Origin of the sequence: Methylobacterium sp. Leaf99 (assembly GCF_001422375.1) — a bacterium.
GTDB lineage: Bacteria > Pseudomonadota > Alphaproteobacteria > Rhizobiales > Beijerinckiaceae > Methylobacterium.
Map to the genome: position 1 here is coordinate 74722 of NZ_LMMU01000011.1, position 17539 is coordinate 92260.

At 71.6% G+C, this 17539-nt stretch carries 18 protein-coding genes; 2 read left to right on the forward strand and 16 right to left on the reverse strand.

The features are described from left to right. Positions 1 to 114 precede the first annotated feature (114 nt). The 12 genes from pufC to ASF28_RS23050 form a co-directional block, all read right to left on the reverse strand. Positions 115 to 1272, reverse strand: a complete 1158-nt coding sequence (gene pufC, locus ASF28_RS19400; RefSeq protein ID WP_056096627.1) for a photosynthetic reaction center cytochrome PufC — start codon at positions 1270 to 1272, stop codon at positions 115 to 117. After that, entirely contained in the window at positions 1269 to 2249 is a 981-nt protein-coding gene (gene pufM / locus ASF28_RS19405) for a photosynthetic reaction center subunit M (RefSeq protein ID WP_056096630.1), read from the reverse strand. The genes pufC and pufM overlap by 4 nt, the downstream gene beginning before the upstream one ends. A gap of 15 nt (positions 2250 to 2264) precedes the next feature. After that, a complete protein-coding gene (gene pufL / locus ASF28_RS19410) occupies positions 2265 to 3089 on the reverse strand; it encodes a photosynthetic reaction center subunit L (RefSeq protein WP_056096633.1) in 825 nt (274 codons plus the stop codon). A 128-nt stretch (positions 3090 to 3217) separates the two neighbouring features. Next, positions 3218 to 3406 carry a light-harvesting antenna LH1, alpha subunit gene (pufA, locus tag ASF28_RS19415; RefSeq protein ID WP_056096635.1) on the reverse strand — a complete coding sequence of 63 codons (189 nt, stop codon included), beginning with the start codon at positions 3404 to 3406 and terminating at the stop codon, positions 3218 to 3220. 12 nt (positions 3407 to 3418) lie between these two features. Beyond that, positions 3419 to 3640 (reverse strand): light-harvesting antenna LH1, beta subunit, encoded by a 222-nt coding sequence (gene pufB, locus ASF28_RS19420; RefSeq protein WP_056096638.1) that lies wholly within the window; start codon positions 3638 to 3640, stop codon positions 3419 to 3421. 162 nt (positions 3641 to 3802) lie between these two features. Further along, complete coding sequence (locus ASF28_RS19425) at positions 3803 to 4018, reverse strand: hypothetical protein (protein ID WP_056096641.1); 216 nt, start codon at positions 4016 to 4018, stop codon at positions 3803 to 3805. A 103-nt stretch (positions 4019 to 4121) separates the two neighbouring features. Beyond that, positions 4122 to 5588 (reverse strand): chlorophyllide a reductase subunit Z, encoded by a 1467-nt coding sequence (bchZ, locus tag ASF28_RS19430; RefSeq protein ID WP_056096643.1) that lies wholly within the window; start codon positions 5586 to 5588, stop codon positions 4122 to 4124. Then, positions 5588 to 7162, reverse strand: a complete 1575-nt coding sequence (bchY, locus tag ASF28_RS19435) for a chlorophyllide a reductase subunit Y (protein WP_056096645.1) — start codon at positions 7160 to 7162, stop codon at positions 5588 to 5590. The genes bchZ and bchY overlap by 1 nt, the downstream gene beginning before the upstream one ends. Before the next feature lie 6 nt (positions 7163 to 7168). Beyond that, a complete protein-coding gene (locus tag ASF28_RS19440; RefSeq protein ID WP_056096650.1) occupies positions 7169 to 8170 on the reverse strand; it encodes a chlorophyllide a reductase iron protein subunit X in 1002 nt (333 codons plus the stop codon). After that, positions 8167 to 9099 carry a chlorophyll synthesis pathway protein BchC gene (gene bchC, locus ASF28_RS19445; protein ID WP_056096652.1) on the reverse strand — a complete coding sequence of 311 codons (933 nt, stop codon included), beginning with the start codon at positions 9097 to 9099 and terminating at the stop codon, positions 8167 to 8169. The genes ASF28_RS19440 and bchC overlap by 4 nt, the downstream gene beginning before the upstream one ends. Positions 9100 to 9181: 82 nt before the next feature. Continuing rightward, positions 9182 to 10378: a methyltransferase gene (locus tag ASF28_RS19450; protein WP_082476680.1), complete on the reverse strand. Its 1197-nt coding sequence runs from the start codon at positions 10376 to 10378 to the stop codon at positions 9182 to 9184. A gap of 16 nt (positions 10379 to 10394) precedes the next feature. Next, complete coding sequence (locus ASF28_RS23050; RefSeq protein ID WP_056096655.1) at positions 10395 to 11264, reverse strand: polyprenyl synthetase family protein; 870 nt, start codon at positions 11262 to 11264, stop codon at positions 10395 to 10397. A gap of 111 nt (positions 11265 to 11375) precedes the next feature. Here ASF28_RS23050 and crtD point away from each other — a divergent pair, with 111 nt between their 5' ends. Both crtD and ASF28_RS19465 read left to right on the forward strand, forming a co-directional pair. Continuing rightward, a complete protein-coding gene (crtD, locus tag ASF28_RS23055) occupies positions 11376 to 12899 on the forward strand; it encodes a 1-hydroxycarotenoid 3,4-desaturase CrtD (protein WP_056096657.1) in 1524 nt (507 codons plus the stop codon). Beyond that, entirely contained in the window at positions 12896 to 13756 is an 861-nt protein-coding gene (locus tag ASF28_RS19465; protein WP_056096795.1) for a carotenoid 1,2-hydratase, read from the forward strand. Before crtD ends, ASF28_RS19465 begins: the two co-directional genes overlap by 4 nt. Positions 13757 to 13792: 36 nt before the next feature. Here the strand turns inward: ASF28_RS19465 and ASF28_RS23060 are convergent, their stop codons facing one another. Genes ASF28_RS23060 through bchO form a run of 4 tightly spaced genes read right to left on the reverse strand, consistent with a single transcriptional unit; the run spans position 13793 to position 17535 of the window. Beyond that, positions 13793 to 13945: a hypothetical protein gene (locus tag ASF28_RS23060; protein WP_200912703.1), complete on the reverse strand. Its 153-nt coding sequence runs from the start codon at positions 13943 to 13945 to the stop codon at positions 13793 to 13795. After that, the gene (locus ASF28_RS19470; protein WP_056096660.1) at positions 13942 to 15087 is read right to left on the reverse strand and encodes a phytoene/squalene synthase family protein; all 1146 of its coding nucleotides are present in this window, start codon (positions 15085 to 15087) and stop codon (positions 13942 to 13944) included. Before ASF28_RS19470 ends, ASF28_RS23060 begins: the two co-directional genes overlap by 4 nt. After that, positions 15068 to 16594 (reverse strand): phytoene desaturase, encoded by a 1527-nt coding sequence (locus tag ASF28_RS19475; protein WP_056096663.1) that lies wholly within the window; start codon positions 16592 to 16594, stop codon positions 15068 to 15070. Before ASF28_RS19475 ends, ASF28_RS19470 begins: the two co-directional genes overlap by 20 nt. Positions 16595 to 16638: 44 nt before the next feature. Further along, positions 16639 to 17535, reverse strand: a complete 897-nt coding sequence (bchO, locus tag ASF28_RS19480) for an alpha/beta fold hydrolase BchO (RefSeq protein WP_056096666.1) — start codon at positions 17533 to 17535, stop codon at positions 16639 to 16641. Positions 17536 to 17539: the final 4 nt, after the last annotated feature.

Genomic DNA, 17539 nt, shown 5'->3' on the forward strand with positions numbered 1-17539 from the left:
GGCCCGTAGCACGGATCGCCCCGGCGCCCTCCCCCCGAAACGAAACGGCCGCCGGGCGGGTGCCGGCGGCCGTGGTTGGTGCGGATGGCGGGCCGGGCACCCCGCCGGGGCTTCTCAGGGCCGGGGCGCGGCCGGCGCCTCGACGGGAGTCTCGGACGGGGCCGCGGGCGGCGTCGCGGGGGCGGCAGGCGTCCCGGCCGGCGGTGCGTCGGGGGCCGGAGCCTTCGTCACCTCGGCCACCGTGGTCTTGGTCAGCTCCGGATAGGCGTCGACCACGTGGGCGCCGTTGAGCGGCTTGCTCTGGCCGTTGTGACAGGTGGTGCAGTTCACCTTTGGCACGTCGCCGAGGACGCCGAGGCGGTTCTTCGGGAACGTCGAGGTCAGGGGCTCCATGAAGGTGCCGTTGATGTCCCGCACCATGCGGATGCCGTGCCAGGCGGTGGTGCGCTGGGGCGTGCTCTGCTGCCAGTTCGAGATGGCCCGGGTGTTGTGGCAGAAGGTGCAGTTGACCCCGAGCCCTTCCGACATGTGGATCATCAGGCCGTAGGTCTTCTCCGCATCCTGGATCGGCTTGCCCTTGGTGGTGGGCAGCGCCGTGGTGGCGTTCACCCGGATGGCGTTGTTGTCGATGGACTTGTCGGCGAGGTATTCCGTCAGGGTGTCGTAGGGCAGCGAGGCGAGGCCGACGGAGGGCGCCGCCATGTTCTGTCCGTTGTTGCGGGACACGAATCCCGAGGTGTGGTTCGGGCCGGGATTGGTGAACCAGATGTTGGCCGGCACGGGCTGGCCGCGGTGGCAGGTGTAGCAGGTGACGCCGGCGCCGCCCGTGTGGTTGGCCTTCCAATCGCTGTTGAGATGCTGGGTCATCTGCAGCATCCGGCGGGCGACCTTCTTCTGGTAGAGGCTGTCGTCCGCCATGTTCTCGGTGTTGTGGCAGTAGGTGCAGCCCTGCTCCGGGCTGACCCACTCGGTCATCGAGACCATCAGGCGGTTGAACTCGTTCACGCTGACGTTCTTGAGGACCTGGACGTTCTCGTAGGTGGTGCCGGCCAGTTCCTCGCCGGGCTCGGCCGGGTCGGCGGGCGCCGGCGCCACGTTGGCGTCCTTCTTCTCCGCGACGCCGTCACGGGTGTGGATCTGCGCCATCGCGGTACCGCGAAAGCCGTTCTGGGTGGTGCTGAGCGGCGGCCGGTCCCAATCGGTCAACCCGACCATCGCCACCGTGAGGAAGAAGGCGATGGAGGCCCCGAGGACGACGAAGAAGGTCTTCATGGGGTCCCTCCGGGCTGGCTCAGGGGATCGACGATGGGCGCGTAGACCTGCGGGTAGGCCGGGGCGACGCCGTGCTTGACCGCCCAGAGGTACCAGTTGTCGACCACCGTGCCGGTGAGCAGGATGCCGATGCCGCCGGTCAGGGTGGTGAGCACCGCGAACCACCAGGCCCAGCGGTGGACCGATTCCATGGTGGCGTTGAAGCCCATGGTCCAGCGCCAGAACAGGGCGGCGCGCTCAGTCGCCGTGCCGCGATCGACGATCTGGTCGATCTCACGCTCGCCGCCGAAGCGGCTCACCGCCAGGATGGTGCCGCCGTGCATGGCGAACAGCAGCGTCGATCCGTAGAGGAACACGATCGAGAGCATGTGGAACGGGTTGTAGAACAGGTTGCCGTAGCGCAGCGAGAACGCGGCGGTCCAATCGAGGTGCGGGAAGATGCCGAACGGCACCGCCTCGCTCCACGAGCCCATCAGCACCGGCCGGATGAAGCCGAGCACGAGGAACAGCCAGATGGCGGAGGCGAACGCCCAGGGCACGTGGTAGCCGAGGCCGAGCGCCTTGGCCCGGCGGAACAGGCGCAGCCACCACAGCAGCACCGAGGCCGTGAGGAAGAAGCCGGCGATGAGCCACCATCCCCCCTCGGCCAGCGGCGGCAGGACCCTGAGCCCGTATTGCGGGCGCGGCGGCTCCAGGGCGAGCCAGGGGAGCTGGCGCACGAACTGCACCGGGTCCCAGTTCACGCTCGCCCACATGTTGAGTCCGATGATCTCGAAGGCGATGAGACCGCAGGCGAAGGAGAGCGCGCCGAGGTAGCCGATGTAGATCGGGCCGACCTGGGCGTTGCCGATGAGGCCGATCAGGTAGGAGTTGAACGGCTTGCCCCAACGATGACTGCCGGAGGGCAGCGGGATGCCGAGTTCCGGCGTCACCGGGCGAACTTGCACTTCCGAGAAGATGTTCTGGTAGTAGGCCATTGTTCGGTTCCTCCCTCAGCGCCAGACCGGGAGATTGAGCCACCAGCCCCACCATTCCGGCCAGCCACGGGTCCAGAACGGGCCGCTGATGACGATGCAGACGGCGCTCCAGAAGCCCGCCGACAGGGCGAGGAACAGGCCGAGCCGATGGATGCCGAGCGTTCCGATGGAGTAGCCGATGGTGTCGCGGAAGAAGGTGTCCTCGTGCTCGGGCGTCTTGACCACCTCGCCCTTGCCCGGATTGGTCGAGGACAGGATCAGGGAGCCGTGGAGGGAAAGGGCCAGCGTCGTCGTGAAGAAGAACGACACGGCCAGCATGTGCGCCGGATTGTAGTGGAAGTGCAGGTACTGGTAGCCGGTGTTCGACACCCAATCGAGGTGGGAGAGGATGCCGTAGGGGAAGCCGTGGCCCCAGGCGCCCATGAGGAGCGGCCGGACCACCACGAGGGAGACGTAGGCGAGGATCGCCACCGAGAAGGCGAAGGGCACGTGGTAGCCGATGCCGAGCTTGCGGCAGATCTCGACCTCGCGCAGGGCCCAGGACGAGAACGCCCCGACGGCGCAGAAGGTGATGATCTGCCAGAGGCCGCCCTCCTTGAGGGGGGCGAGCGCCAGGCCGTATTTCAGGTCGGGCGGCGCGATGTTGATCTGCCAGATGTTCCAGGTCGGGCCGAGGGCGGCGCCGTAGAGGATCAGCGCCGTGCCGAGCACGGAGAAGAACAGCGTCGTCACGCCGAAGAAGCCGACGTAGAACGGCCCCACCCAGAAATCGAACAGGTCTCCGCCGATCAGCGTGCCGCCGCGGACGCGGTATTTTCGTTCAAAACTCAGCATCGCCATCGCGAGACCCTCCCGGCGTCACGGTTCGTGTCGGGTGCTCTTGTCGTGTCGGATTCGTTCGGGGCGTGGCGCGGGCGGGGGCCGATAAGGATCGGCCGCCCGCCCGCTGACCTTGGCTCGGGCGCCCGTCAGGCGGGCATCGTCGGCAGGACGAAGCTCTGGGCGTTGGCCGCGCGCGGGGCTTTGGGGCCTTCCAGCCAGTTGAACCGGTCGGTGCTGAGCAGGATGAAGTGGATCAGCAGGGCCAGGACGAACAGGAAGGTGAACAGCGCCACCAGGGTGCGGCGCGGATCGAACAGGAGCCAAACCTTGTGCATGGTGCGTCCTCCTCAGGAGATGAGCGAGGCGACGGTCTGGGCCGCCGTCTCCAGGGCCGCGTAGCCCTTGGGTCCCGGCAGCCACGGACGCCACATCCACACGAGGATGTGGGCGACCACGGCGATGGCCGTGAAGATGATGAAGCTCGTCAGGAAGATCGCGTGGAACTCCTTGGCTTCGGGTTCCGTCAGCCCGGACAGGCTGCTGGGTTTCTCGACTATGCCGTTGGCCATCGGTTGAACCTCCGTGGGTTTGGCCGCGCGGGAGCGCGGCGGCTGTCACCGGGGCCTCGACGGACTCCGGCGGTCCTTCCCTCCGTGCGACGGATGGGAGGTCGGTGGCGGGCTGGCGGAAGGGCCGCGCCCGAGAGGCAATTCACCCCATGAAGACGCGAATCATCCCATGAAGACGAAAGGGATGGCCGAGACGGCCATGCTGCGCGCCTCGGCGAAGACCGAGCGCCGCTGCGGCGCGATCCCGACCGGATGGGCCGGCATCACGCGCTGCATGCAGGCGGCGGCGAGGAAGAACGGGTAGGTCGCCGCCAGGATGAGGCGGAACTGGACCGCGTCCTGATGCAGGCGGGAGACCGGGTTCAGCGAGCGTTGCATGGGGCACGTTTCCTGTGGGCGGATCGTTGCGGCGCGGGCGTCGGCAGGAACCGGTTGGACGGCGCCGCGCCGTTCCAGCCGGGAAGGGAGTGGGCCCGCGCGTTCATGCGGCGGCCCCGAGGGCCGTGTCGGCGCGGGCGCGCGCGACGTGATCGGGGGTGACGCGGGGGGCGTCCTCGCGGCGCGCGGCCCGTTCGGCGGCATCGCGCAGGCGCTTGGCCGCCGAAATCCGCACCAGCACCGGGTGGGACTCCACCAGGGCGTCGAGGTCGGCCCGTGCCGCTTCGTCCCAGGGCAGCTCGCGGTGGAGCCGCGCCGGCGTCGCCTCGACGGCGTCCATGTCGCGGGCGAGGGGCAGGATGTGGAAGAGCATGTCGAACAGGGCGTTGCAGACCTCCTGGACGAGGTAGGTCGCGCCCGAGAACCCCATGAACGGCGTGCCGGTGTGGCGCCGGATGATGGCGCCGGGGAACGAGGCCGGGACGAAGATCGCCCGCGCGCCGGCTTCCGCCGCGTACATCCGCTCGTTGAACGAGCCGAATAGCACCAGGGGCGGATTTTTCGCGATCAGGTCGCGGATCGTTCCGTTGTCGGTCTTCTCACCGGCTTTGCGGGACACCGAAAAATGGCAGGGCAGGCCCATCTCGTCTTCGAGGAAGTGGCGCACGCCGCGGGCGTAGGTGTCGCTCGCCACGATGCCGAAGCTCGCCGTCCCGAAGAAGTCCTGGGTCACCGAGCGCCACAAGTCCCAGACCGGCTTGATGGTGGTGTGCTTCTCGCGGTCGATGAACGGCTCGGGGTCGAGGCCGAGGATTTCGCCCAGCGAGCGCAGGAACTGGGTGGTCGAGTGGATGCCGATGGGCGCCTGCAGGTAGGGCCGCTCCAGGGCCTCGCAGAGCAGGCGCCCGAACTCGCGGTAGAGGCAGATGTTGGCGTCCGCGTTCACGAGCTTCGGAACGTCGGCGAGGTGCGAGCCGAGGGGGAACGCAAGGTTGACCTCGGCGCCGATGCCCTCGACGAGGCGGCGGATCTCGGCGAGGTCGGACGGCATGTTGAAGGTGCCGTAGGCCGGACCGATGAGGTTGACGCGGGGGCGCTCGCCGGCCTTGCGCTCGGGCCGAGCCGGGATACCCTTCTTGGCGAAGCGCTTGGCGCCGTATTCCTGCCAGAGCCAGGCCATGGCCCGGTCGGCGGCCTGCCACTGGTCCTCGTCGATGGTGCGCGGCAGGAAGCGCTGGAGGTTGGTGCCCTCCGGGGTGACGCCGCCGCCGATCATCTCGGCGATGGAGCCGGTGACGACCACGCTGGGCTGGCCCGGATCGAGGGTCGAATGCGCCCGCTTCATCGCGGCTTCCGTGCCGTGGCGGCCGAGCTCCTCTTCCGCCAGCCCGGTGACGACGATGGGCAGCTCGTGCGGCGGCAGGGCGTCGGTGTAGTGCAGCACCGAGGTGACGGGCAGGTTCTCGCAGCCCACGGGCCCGTCGATGACGACCTGCAGGCCCTTGATGGCGGTGAAGACGTAGACGGCGCCCCAGTAGCCGCCGGCCCGGTCGTGATCGAGGACGAGCATCAGGCCATCTCCCCGATCGGATCGTGGGCGGGCTTGCCCCGGGGCGCGGCGGCGACGGCCTTGCGCAGCTGCGGCACGTCTTCCCAGATGCCGGCGGCGTGGCCCTCGCCGACGCCCTCGAAGAAGGCCCGCATGGCGTCGAAGCGGGGCCGGTTGCCGATGGCGGCGTTGATGACCTTGGCCAGCGACCCGGCGCCCGCGACGCCCATGAGCGGGCGGGCCGAGATGAGGTTGGTGAAGTACAGGGCCGGGATCGCCAGGGCCTTGGCCTTCTGCACCACCGGTGTGGTGCCGATGGCGAGATCCGGCCGGTACTCCATCATGGCGGCGAGATCGTCTTCGAGGGAGGCGCGGAACCGCACGGTGACGCCGCGCGCCTCGAGCCAGTCGCGGTCGGCCTCGGCATAGGGCGTGCGTGGGCAGGCGGTGCCGACGTAGCGCAGATCCGCGCCGCTCTCGACGAGGAGGCGCCCGACAAGGAGCTCGGAGCCCTCGTAGCCCGACAGGGTGATGCGGCCCCGGATCGGGGTCGCGGCGAGCGCCCCCCGGATCATCGGCAGCAGCCGGTTCTTGGCCGCCTCCACGGTGGCGCGGGGTACGGCGCAAGCCTCGCCGATGCGGTCGAGCCAGTCAGCGGTGCCGTCGTGGCCGACCGGCGCCGAGCCGACGATGGGGCGGCCCGCCATTTGGAACTCGCGGATGGAGGCGGTGTAGAACGGGTGGATCGCCGCCACGGCCGTGCAATCGAGGGCCGCGTAGAGCTCGCGCCATTCGCGGGTGGGGACGACGGGACCGGCGGCGAGGCCCAAGGGTTCGAGGAGGCCGCCGATCACCACGGGGTCGGCGGGGAACATCTCGCCGAGGAGCGCCACCGTGGGCCGCTCGGCCCGGCCCGTGCGGGGCGCCTGCACGGGGCCCTGCTCCGCTTCCGTGCGGGCGAATTTCAGCATGGCGCCGGCGAGCACGTCCTTCGCCTCGGCGTGGGTCGGCACCCCGAAGCCCGGCACGTCGATGCCGATGATGCGGACGCCGTCGATCTGCTTCGGCAGGAGCCGCAGGGGCACGCCCGAGGCGGTGGGCACGCACAGGTTGATCACCACGACGGCGTCGTAATCGGCGGGTTTCGCCACGTCGAACACCGCCTCGCGGATGTCCTCGAACAGCTTGCCGGTGACCAGGGTCTCGGAATTGAACGGCACGTAGCCGACGCTCCGCTTCGCCCCGTAGAAGTGCGAGGTGAAGGTCAGGCCGTAGACGCAGCAGGCCGAGCCCGAGAGGATCGTCGCCGTGCGGCGCATGCGCAGGCCGACGCGCAAGCTCCCGAAGGCCGGGCACATGCTCTGGGGCTGGTCGTGCGGCCCCTGCGGATAGTCTTTTCGCAATTGATCGAGGGTGTCGGACATGCCGGCGGCCTCCGCCGCCGCCCGCATCGTCGCCTTGCCGGAATGGCACCCGAGGCCGTCGCCCTTCGCGGCGGCGAGATTCACCTCGGCCGGAGCCACGATGGGGGCCAGGGTCGAGGCCGGACGATCCTTACGGGCGCGCAGATCGGCGATGTCGAGGGTGACGGCCATGATGCGTCAGACCTCGTCGTAGACGACTTCGAGGGACGGCTTCACCACGTGCGCCCTGCCGCACATGTCCTCGAAGGTGGCGGGCACCAGGGTGACGCCGCGGCCCACGGCCTCGCCCTTGAACAGGCCGAGCAGACCGTCCTGGGACAGCGGGGTCGGGTGGTTGGGGGCCGCGTCGTGGACGTTCTGGGCCAGATCCGCGAACAGCGAGCCCCACGGGCTCTCGGGCCTGCCGATGATCTCGTAGTTCGCGCTCTTCTTGCGGATGTCGTCGTCGGCCGGGATCGAGGCCAGGACCGGGATGCCGACGGCGGCCGCGAACGCCTGGGCCTCGCCGGTGCCGTCGTCCTTGTTGATGACGAGGCCGCCGACGCCGACGTTGCCGCCGAGCTTGCGGAAGTATTCCACCGCCGAGCAGACGTTGTTGGCGACGTAGAGCGACTGCAGGTCGTTGGAGCCGACGACGATGACCTTCTGGCACATGTCGCGGGCGATGGGCAGGCCGAAGCCGCCGCAGACCACGTCGCCGAGGAAGTCGAGCAGCACGTAGTCGAAACCCCATTCGTGGAAGCCGAGTTTTTCGAGGAGTTCGAAGCCGTGGATGATGCCGCGGCCGCCGCAGCCGCGCCCGACCTCCGGCCCGCCGAGCTCCATGGCGTAGACGCCGTCGCGCTTGAAGCAGACGTCGCCGATGGCGACCTGCTCGCCGGCGAGCTTCTTTTTGGTGGACGTCTCGATGATGGTCGGGCAGGCGCGGCCGCCGAACAGCAGAGAGGTGGTGTCGCTCTTAGGGTCGCATCCGATGAGCAGGACCTTCTTGCCCTGCTGGGCCATCATGTAGCTGAGGTTGGCCAGCGTGAACGATTTGCCGATGCCGCCCTTGCCGTAGATCGCGATGATCTGCGTCTCCTTGGTGGCTTTTACCGGCACGGGGTCCGGCTCGATGCCGGCCTCGGCGCGAAGCGCTTCCGATGCCTTCAGGGCGGCGCCGTTCAGCTGCATGTTCATGCGGCACTCCAATCCAGGATCATCTTCAGGCAGGCGGGCTCGCCGAAGGCCGTGCGGTAGGCCTCGGCCGCGTTGGCGGCCGGCTGGCGATGGGTGACGAGACCGTCGAGGGACAGGCGCCCCGACGCAGTGAGCGCCGCGACGGTGGCGAGGTCTTCGGGCTTCCACTGCGCCGCGACCCGGATGCGGGCCTCGCGCAGGAAGGCGGGCGGGAAGGTGAAGGCGAGGGGCGCCTCGTAGAAGCCGGCGAGCACGATCTCGCCGCCGAACCCCAAGCGCCCCATCAGGGTGTCGAGGAGGCTGGCATCGCCGCTGGCGTCGGTGATCGTGGCGTAGTCGCGCCGGGCGTCGGCGTTCGGGTGGAGCACGGCGTAGCCGTCGGCCCCCTCGGCCCGGATGGGATTGGTCTCCCACACCACCGGCGTGCCGCCGGCCGCGACGGTGAGGCGGGCGAGCAGGCGCCCGAGCACGCCGTGCCCGACGATGAGGGAGGGGCCGGACTGGGCGGCGCCCAGCGCGTGCTGCGCCGTCGCCGCCAGGGCGAAGAGGATGCCGCGCTCGCTCAAGGAGGGGTCGAGGGGCACGAGGCGGGCGCCGGCGCTGACGAGGTGCGAGGCGGCGCCCCCGAACAGGCCACGCACGGGCCCGAAGCAGCGCGCGCCCGGCACGAACACGGTCTGTCCGACCGCGACGCCCGATTCCGCACCGGCTTCGATGACCGTGCCGACGGATTCGTAGCCGGGCACCAGGGGGTAGCCCATGCCGGGGAACATCGGCATCCGGCCGGACCAGAGCAGGCGTTCCGTGCCGGTGCTGATGCCGCTCCACCGCACGGCGACCACGGCATCGGCCGGACCGGGAGCGTCGAGGGCGAGGGTGTCGAGGGCGATCCGTTCCGGCTCGTGGAGGACGATGGCACGCGCTTGCATGGTTCTGGCCCTCCCCGTCCCGGGACCGTCGAAGCGCGGCCCGCATGTGTCATCCTAGATAGACACTTTTATTCGTCAAGCATTACTTACACTCTCGGGTGTCTAATCGGGTGGACACGAGGAGCCGGGTCAGGAGGGGACGGCGGGTCTGGATCTCGCGGACCCCGCCGAAGCCGGCCTCGGTGAGAAGCTCCGTCAGCTCGGCGGCCGTGCGGCAGCGGCCGGTGCCCATGGCGAGGAGGTAGAAGCCGAAATAGGCGTCGGCCATGGCCTCGGCCCCGGGCGTGCCGGCCATGGGTTCGGCGATGAGGAGGGTCCCGCCCGTGGGCAGGGCCGCGTGGGCCGCGCGCAGGAGGGCGCGGACCTTGGCGTCGTCGTGGTCGTGGACCACGCGCACGAGGGTGACGAGGTCGGCCCCGCGCGGCAGCGGATCGTCCGGGAACGCGCCGCCGAAGGTTTTTGCACGCGCGCTGAGATCGGCTTCGGCGAACCGCGTGGCCGCCCGCGCCGCCACGGCGGGCAGATCGAACAGCATCAGGCCGAGGCCGGGGGTGTGGCGCGCGGCTTCGCGCAAGAAAGCGCCCTCCCCGCCGCCGACATCGAGGATGCGGCGATGGCCCCGCAGGGGATAGGCGTCGAGGATGTCCCCCGCGATCAGGGCCTGGGACGCGCCCATGAGTTCGCCGTAGGCCGCCACCGACTCCGCGCTCGCGGGATCGCCGCGTGCGGCCTCCGCGTAGGCCCAGTAGCCGGACAGGTTGGTGGGGCCCTCCCCCCGCAGGAGGGCGACGGGGTCGGCGAGATCCGCGTAGAGAAGCGCGTGATGCTCGATCATCGCCGACACCGACGGGTTGCCGATGAGGGCCGCGCCGAGGTCGGCGAGGGTGAAGCGGCCGTCGGGCAGCCGGGCGAGGAGGTCGAGGGCGGCCGCCGCCTTGAGCAGGCGCAGGGCCCGGTCCGGCGCGAGGCCGACGCGCGCGGCCAGGGCCTCGGGCGCAAGGGGGCCGTCGGCGAGGAGGCGGAACAGGTCGAGGCGCACGCAGGCGAACAGGGTCTGCGAGTAGACGAAGCCGGCGCAGAGATCGAACAGCGCCCTCGTGTTCGCCCGGGCGATTTTTCGCGTGAGGGGAAAGCCGGCGGCCCAGCGCTGGAAGCCGGGCCGGGCGATGGTGCGGGTGCGGAAGGCCCGCCACCGCGCCCGCCACGAATCCTTCGACGGCGCGACGTCGCCGGGGAGCTTGTCCACGCCCGCCGCCGCCGTCACCGATGGGGTGGCCATGGTGGGCACCCGCCCGTCAGGCCAGTTCCCGCACGAGACTGGCCGGCAGGAACAGCCGGGTCTGCGCCTCGATCTCGGCCCGGAGCGCGTCGGCGCCCGGGCAGGCCGGAATGACCTCCACGGCCTCGCGGGCGAGGCGTTTGAGGCGGGCGAGGGCCCCGCCCATGCCGAGAAGCGCGGCGGCGTTGGGCCGGCCGAGGGTGGCGTCGCGGCCGACCGGCTTGCCGACTTCCTCCTGGCGGCAGGCGACGTCGCGCAGGTCGTCGGCGACCTGATAGGCCTCGCCGAGGCATTCCCCCAGCAGGCGCCACGGCAGGGCCGGTGCGCCGGCGGCGGCGGCGCCCGTCACCGTCGCGGCGGCGAACAGGGCGCCGGTCTTGGCCTGCTGATACTCGGCCAGCGCCACGTGGGGCTCGGATTCCCAGGCCTGGCCCGCGACGATGCCGTTGGGCGAGCCTACCGCGCGGGCGACGAGGCCGACGAGGGCGGCCAGCCGCCCCGGCGAGCGCGCCGCGCCCCGCGCCAGGGTCTCGAAGGCGGAGACGATGAGGGCGTCGCCGGTCAGGACGGCCAGGGGCTCGCCGAAGGCGGCGTGGACGGAGGGCTGGCCCCGGCGCAGGGGCGCGTCGTCGAAGCACGGCAGGTCGTCGTGGACGAGGGAGGCGCAGTGCAGGAGTTCGATGGCCGCCGCCGCCGCGTCGGAGGCCGCCGGGTCGTCGTCGCCGCAGGCCCGCGCCACGGACAGGCACAGGCGCGGCCGGATGCGGTGGCCGCCGGGGAACACCGCGTAGCGGATCGCCTCAGCGAGGCGCGGTGGGGCGCCGGGGGCCTCCGCGTGGGCGACGGCGGCGTCGAGGGTGCGCTCGATACGACGGTTGGCATCCATCTGACGTCTCTCCCCACCGGTATTGCGAATGTCTCTTCCGCTTGTCGGTTGAAAGTGTCAGATAATATTGACACTCGTCAAGGTGTGGTTTGGGTAACGGAGGGGCGGCGCGTGCGGGTCGTGGTGATCGGGGCGGGGATCGGGGGTTTGGTGGCGGCCCTGCGGCTCGCCCATGCGGGCCTCGACGTCACCGTGCTGGAGCGCGCCGCGCATCCGGGCGGCAAGATGCGCAGCGTGCCCGTCGACGGGCGCGCCGTGGAGGCCGGTCCCACGGTCTTCACCATGCGCTGGGTCCTCGACGAGATCTTTTCGGAGTGCGGCGCGAGCCTCGACGACCGCGTGACCCTCGCCCCGGCGGCGATTCTCGCCCGGCACGCCTGGGGGCCGGACGGCCACCTCGACCTGTTCGCCGATCCGCGCGCCTCCCGCGACGCCATCGCGGCCTTCGCCGGGCCACGCGAAGCCGAGGGCTACGACCGGTTCCGCGCCCGGGCCGCGGCGGTCTACCGAACCCTGGAGGGGCCGTTCATCCGGGGGCAGCGCCCGAGCCCGGTCGCCCTCACCCGCCGAGCCGGCCTGTCGGGCCTGGGCGACCTCTGGCGCATCCAGCCCTTCACCACCCTGTGGTCGGCGCTCGGCGAATACTTCTCCGATCCGCGCCTGCGCCAGCTGTTCGGGCGCTACAGCACCTATTGCGGCGCCTCGCCGTACCGGGCGCCCGCGACCCTGATGCTCGTCGCCCATGTCGAGTCGCAGGGGGTCTGGCACGTGGCGGGCGGCCTGAGCGCCCTGGCCCGGGCGGTGGCGGATCTCGCCGCCGAGTGCGGCGCGCACCTGCGCACCGAGGCTCACGTGGCCCGCATCCTCACCGATCGCACCGGCGTCACCGGCGTGGAACTCGCCGACGGCGAGCGCCTTCCGGCGGACGCTGTGGTCTGCAACGCCGATGCGGCGGCCCTGGCCGACGGGCTCCTCGGCGCAGCGGCGGCCCGGGGTGCCGATCGGGTTCCGCCGGCAGAACGGTCGCTCTCGGCCGTGACCCTGTGCATGAATGCCGAGGCCCAGGGCTTCCCGCTCCTGCGCCACACGGTGTTCTTCTCGGGCGACTACGCCGCCGAGTTCGACGCCATCGCCCGGGGGCGTCTGCCCGCCGACCCCACGGTCTATGTCTGCGCCCAGGACCGGGGCGACGTCGCCCCCGAGGCGCCCGGGTCCGAGCGCCTGCTCTGCCTCATCAACGCGCCGGCGGGCGGCGCCACCCCTTCGGAGATCGCCACATGCACGACCGCCCTGCATCGCCGCCTGGGGGCCTGCGGGCTGAGGCTGACGGACACGCCCGCCACGGTGACGACGGGGCCGGCGGGGTTCGGGAAGCTGTTTCCGGGGACGGGGGGCGCCCTCTATGGCCGGGCCTCGCACGGGTGGATGGCGTCGTTCCGCCGCCCGGGGGCGCGGACGGTGATTCCGGGCCTGTATCTAGCGGGGGGGAGCGTGCATCCGGGGCCGGGGGTGCCGATGGCGGCCCAGTCGGGGCGGCTCGCGGCGGACAGCCTGCTGGCGGAACGGGCCACCGCCCGCGCTTCGACACGCCCGTCGGCCGTGGCGGCTATGTCTGGTGGTACGTCGATGCCCTGAGCGCCGACGGCCGCCAGGGGCTGACCATCATCGCCTTCATCGGCTCCGTGTTCTCGCCCTACTACGCCTGGGACCCGAGCCGCGACCCGTTCCGGCACTGCGCCGTCAACGTCGTCCTCTACGGGGAGCGGTCGAACCGGTTCTGCATGACCGAGCGCGGGCGCCGCGCCGTGTCGCGGGACGCGACGCACCTCGCCATCGGCCCGAGCGATCTCGCCTGGGACGGCACCACCCTCACCATCACCCTCGACGAGGTGACGGCACCGATCCCCTCGCGGGTGCGCGGCACCGTGCGGGTGCGCCCCACGGGCCTCACCCCCGGCCCGTTCACCCTCGACGCCGGGGGCCAGCACCGCTGGTGGCCGATGGCGCCGTCCTCGCCCGTGGAGGTCGCGCTCACCGAGCCGGCGCTGGCCTGGACCGGCACGGCCTATTTCGACACCAATCACGGCGACACGCCCCTGGAGGACGCCTTTTCGGACTGGACCTGGTGCCGGGCCGACCTCACGGACGGAGCCGCGATCCTCTACGACGTGCGGCGGCGCGACGGCACCGTCCAGAACCTGTCCCTGCGCTTCGACGGCACGGGGGCGCCTCGCGACATGGACCCGCCCCGCCCCGCCGCCCTGCCGCCGACCCGCCTGTGGCGCATCCCGCGCGCGACCCGCAGCGACGACGGCGCGGCCCGGGTGGCGCGGACCTTCGAGGACACGCCGTTCTATGCCCGCTCCCTGCTGGAGACGCGGCTGTGCGGGCAGGCCGTGCGCCCGGTCCACGAGAGCCTGTCGCTGGACCGGTTCAGGAACCCCCTGGTGCGCTGGATGCTGCCGTTCCGGATGCCGCGCCCGCTCGGGTGACGCGGGCGTCGACACCTGGCGACGCAGGGGGCTGGCTCACGAATCGCCGGCCTCGGCCTTCGCGCGGGACGCCGCCTCGCGGTCGCGGCGGATACCGCGCTTGAGTGCCACCAGCTGCCAGATCGCCAACCCGAGGGCCACAGCGAAGACGAGGCCGATGTCGAGGGCGGCGAAGAGCGAATCGCTCACGTGACCGCGTGCGGGGCGTCCTCGGGGGCGAAGCCGGACCCCGAAAACGACTCGCGCTCGCGCAGAGTCTCGACGAGGTCGAGGACGCGGGCGATCTGGCCGGGCACGTCCCACCAGGCCGGCCCGGCCGGGACCGGCTCGGCGGCCACGGCTTCCACGAGGAACGCGACCTCGGCCAGGGGCGGCGCGTCGCGTTCCGCCGGGGGCGCGGAGGACGGCGTCAGAGTGGCGCGGGCCAGAAGCACCGCTTTCCGCCGCCCGTCGACGCGGGCGCGGGCGCTCACGGGATCGAGGCCCCGGCGCTCCAGTTCGCGGCCAATCTCGGCGTAGATGAGCCGGGCCGCCCGGATCGCCGGGCGGCAGGTCCGCGGCAGGCCGGAGAGGCCCGCCTCCGACCGGGCATAGAGGAGGTCCGCCGCCGCAAGCAGCCGGGCGACGACCCCCGCCAGGGCCGGGCTCGGGCGCGGGTCGGCCAGGAACCCATCCGGGTCGATCCCGGCTTGTCTCAGCCAGTCGACGGGCAGGTAGAGCCGGCCGGCGCGGGCATCCTCGCCGACATCGCGGGCGATGTTGGTGAACTGCATGGCGACTCCGAGGTCGCAGGCCCGGGCGAGGGTGGCGGGGTCGCGTGACCCCATGATCAGGGTCATCATCGCGCCGACGCTGGCAGCGACCCTGGCCGCGTAGGCGGTGAGCTCGGAGAGCGTCGCGTAGCGCCGGCCCTCTCCGTCCCAGGCCAGCCCCTCGATGAGCGCCATCGGCAGGGCCTGCGGGATGGCGTGGGCGACGACGAGGTCGGCCAGCGCCCGGTCGGCCGGTGCGTCGGCCGGGCGTCCGTCATAGGCGCGGGACAGGCGCGCGGACAGGCGCGCCACGGCTGCATTCCGGGCCGCCGGCGCCACGTCGTCGACGGCGTCGTCGGACAGGCGGCAGAAGGCGTAGAGCCCGTAGGCCGGGCGCCGGACATGGGCCGGCAGGAGGGCGGAGGCGGCAAAGAAGCTGCGCGAGCCCGCCCGGATCGCGGTCCGGCAAGCGGCCCGGTCGGCCGCGTCGGCGTGGGGCGTCGCCCACAGGGGCGGTCGGTCGGGGTCCGGTACGGCCCAGAAGGACGGCCTGACGGCCTCAGGCGAAGACGCGCGCATCCGGCACCACGGAATCGAGGACTCGGGCAGACGACAGGACGCCGGGCAGCCCGGCACCCGGATGGGTGCCGGCCCCGACGAGGAAGAGGTTGCGCACGTTCTCGGACGCGTTGTGCGGCCGGAACCACGCCGATTGCGTCAGCACCGGTTCGAGGCCGAAGCCCGACCCACGAAAACTCAGAAAATCGCTGGCGAAGTCGGCCGGGGTCGTCACTTTCGACGTGACGAGGGAATCCGAGAGTCCCGGCATCACGGTGGCCTCCAGATGCCGGGCGATGGCCTGCCGGTAGGGCTCGGCCAGCGCCGCCCAGTCCTGGCCGCCGTCGAGGTTCGGCACCGGCGACAGCACGTAGAAGGCGTCGTGCCCCGGGGGCGCCAGCAGCGGGTCGGTGGCGGTGGGCCGGTGCAGGTAGAGGCTGAAATCCTGCGCCAGACGCTTCTTCGTGAAGATGTCGTCGATGAGGCCGCGATAGCGCGGACCCATCAGGATGGTGTGGTGGGCGACATCCGGAAATTTCTTGCGCGTACCGAAGTACCAGACGAACAGGCCCATGGAGGAATGGGCGCGCCTGAGCCGCCGGGTATTCCAGCGCTTGGCGGTACCGCCGAGCAAAGTCCCGTAGGTGAAGGCCGAATCGGCATTCGACACGACGATGGCGGCCGGAATCGTTTCGCCGTCCGCCAGGGTGACCCCCGTGGCCTTGCCGCCGGTTACGGCAATCCGGGCGACGTCGGCGCCGTAGCGCAGCGTTCCGCCCTGCCCCCGGATGAGGTCGCACAGGCCGTCGACGAGGCGGCCGGTGCCGCCCATGGCGAAGTGGACGCCCCAGCGCCGTTCCAGGTGGGCGATGAGGCAGTAGATCGCGCTCGCCCGGAACGGGCTGCCGCCGATGAGGAGCGGGTGGAAGGAGAAGATCGTCCGCAGGCGCTCGTCGCGGATGTAGCGCGCCACGAGGTCGTAGACCGAGCGGTGGCCGCCGAGCCGCAGCAGGCTCGGCATGATCCGCAGCATGTCGGTGACCGATGAGAACGGCACGTGGCCGAGTTCCTCGAACCCGACCCGGCAGATCGCCTCGGAGCGGGCCATGAAGGCCTCGTAGCCGGCGACATCCTGGGGCGAGAACCTCTCCACCTCCGCCCGCATGGCGGCGACGTCGCCCCCGTAGTCGAAGGTGGCGCCGTCGTCGAAGCGGATGCGGTAGAACGGCCGCATGGGAGCGAGGGTCACATCCGCGTCCATCCGGCGGCCGCACAGGCGCCACAGCTCCTCGAACAGGAACGGCGCCGTGACGATGGTGGGGCCGGCGTCGAAGGTGAAGCCGTCCTGGCGGTGGACGCGGGCGCGGCCGCCGGGCTGCTCCAGGCGCTCCAGCACCGTCACGCGGTAGCCCCGGGCGCCGAGGCGGATCGCCGCCGCCAGACCGCCGAAGCCGGAGCCGATCACCACCGCGTGCGGGCGCGGATCGGGGCTCGTCACGGGGGTCGGCATGTCGGCGAGTGTCAACATAAAATGACACTAATCCGCGTCCGCGGGGGGGCGCAAGCGCTGTTTTAGGCCTCTGCCGCGGCGCGGGCCGGACTGAGCTGGCGGATGATCCCGGCGACGGCCTCCGGCGCCTCCTCGTGGGCGAGGTGGCCGAGGTTGCGCAGCAATTCGACCCGCGCGTGGGGCAGGCGCTTTTGCAGGGCGAAGGCGGTGTCGGGCGAGATCGCCCGGTCGGCGCCGCCCACCACCAGGGTCGTCGGCACGGTGAGCCGGGAGATGGCGCGGTCCAGGGCCGCCAGATCCCAGTTCGCCATCATGCCGAGCGCCCCGGCGACGTGGCCGGGGCAGCGGAACAGGCGCCGGTAGAGGTCGAGTCCCTGGGCGTCGAGGCGCGAGCCGGTGCCACGGATGAGGCGCTCCACCGCCGGGCGGTCGGCGGTCCAGGCGAAGATTCGCGGCGTCACCGAATTGAGGAACAGCATCCGGGCGAGACTCGGGAACAGCACGGATGCGAGGCCGGGAAACGGCGTCAACGCCCCGTTGAGGGCGACGAGGTGGCGGGGGGCGAGGCCGTCGAGGCAGAGCCGGACGAGGAGCGCGGCCCCGGCCGAGTGGCCGACCACCACCTCCGGCGCCAGTTCGAGGGTGGAGAGGAGATCGCCGACCGCCGCCGCCATGCCGGGCAGGGACAGGCGGTTCGATGGCAGCGGATCGGTGAAGCCGTGGCCGGGCAGATCCGGCGCCACCACGAAGAAATCCTGCGCCAGCAGGGGCGCGAGGCCGCGCCAGGAATGGGTCGCCGCGCCGGTGCCGTGCAGGAGCAGGAGCGCGGGGGCGTCCCGGTTCCCGAAGGTCTGGACGTGCCAGGTCAGGCCGGAGGCTTCGACGAAGCGGCTGGCGTCGCGGTGGGGCCAGTCCGCGCCTTCACGCTCGAAGGCGGGTCGGTCGCTCGGCGCGGGCATGGTC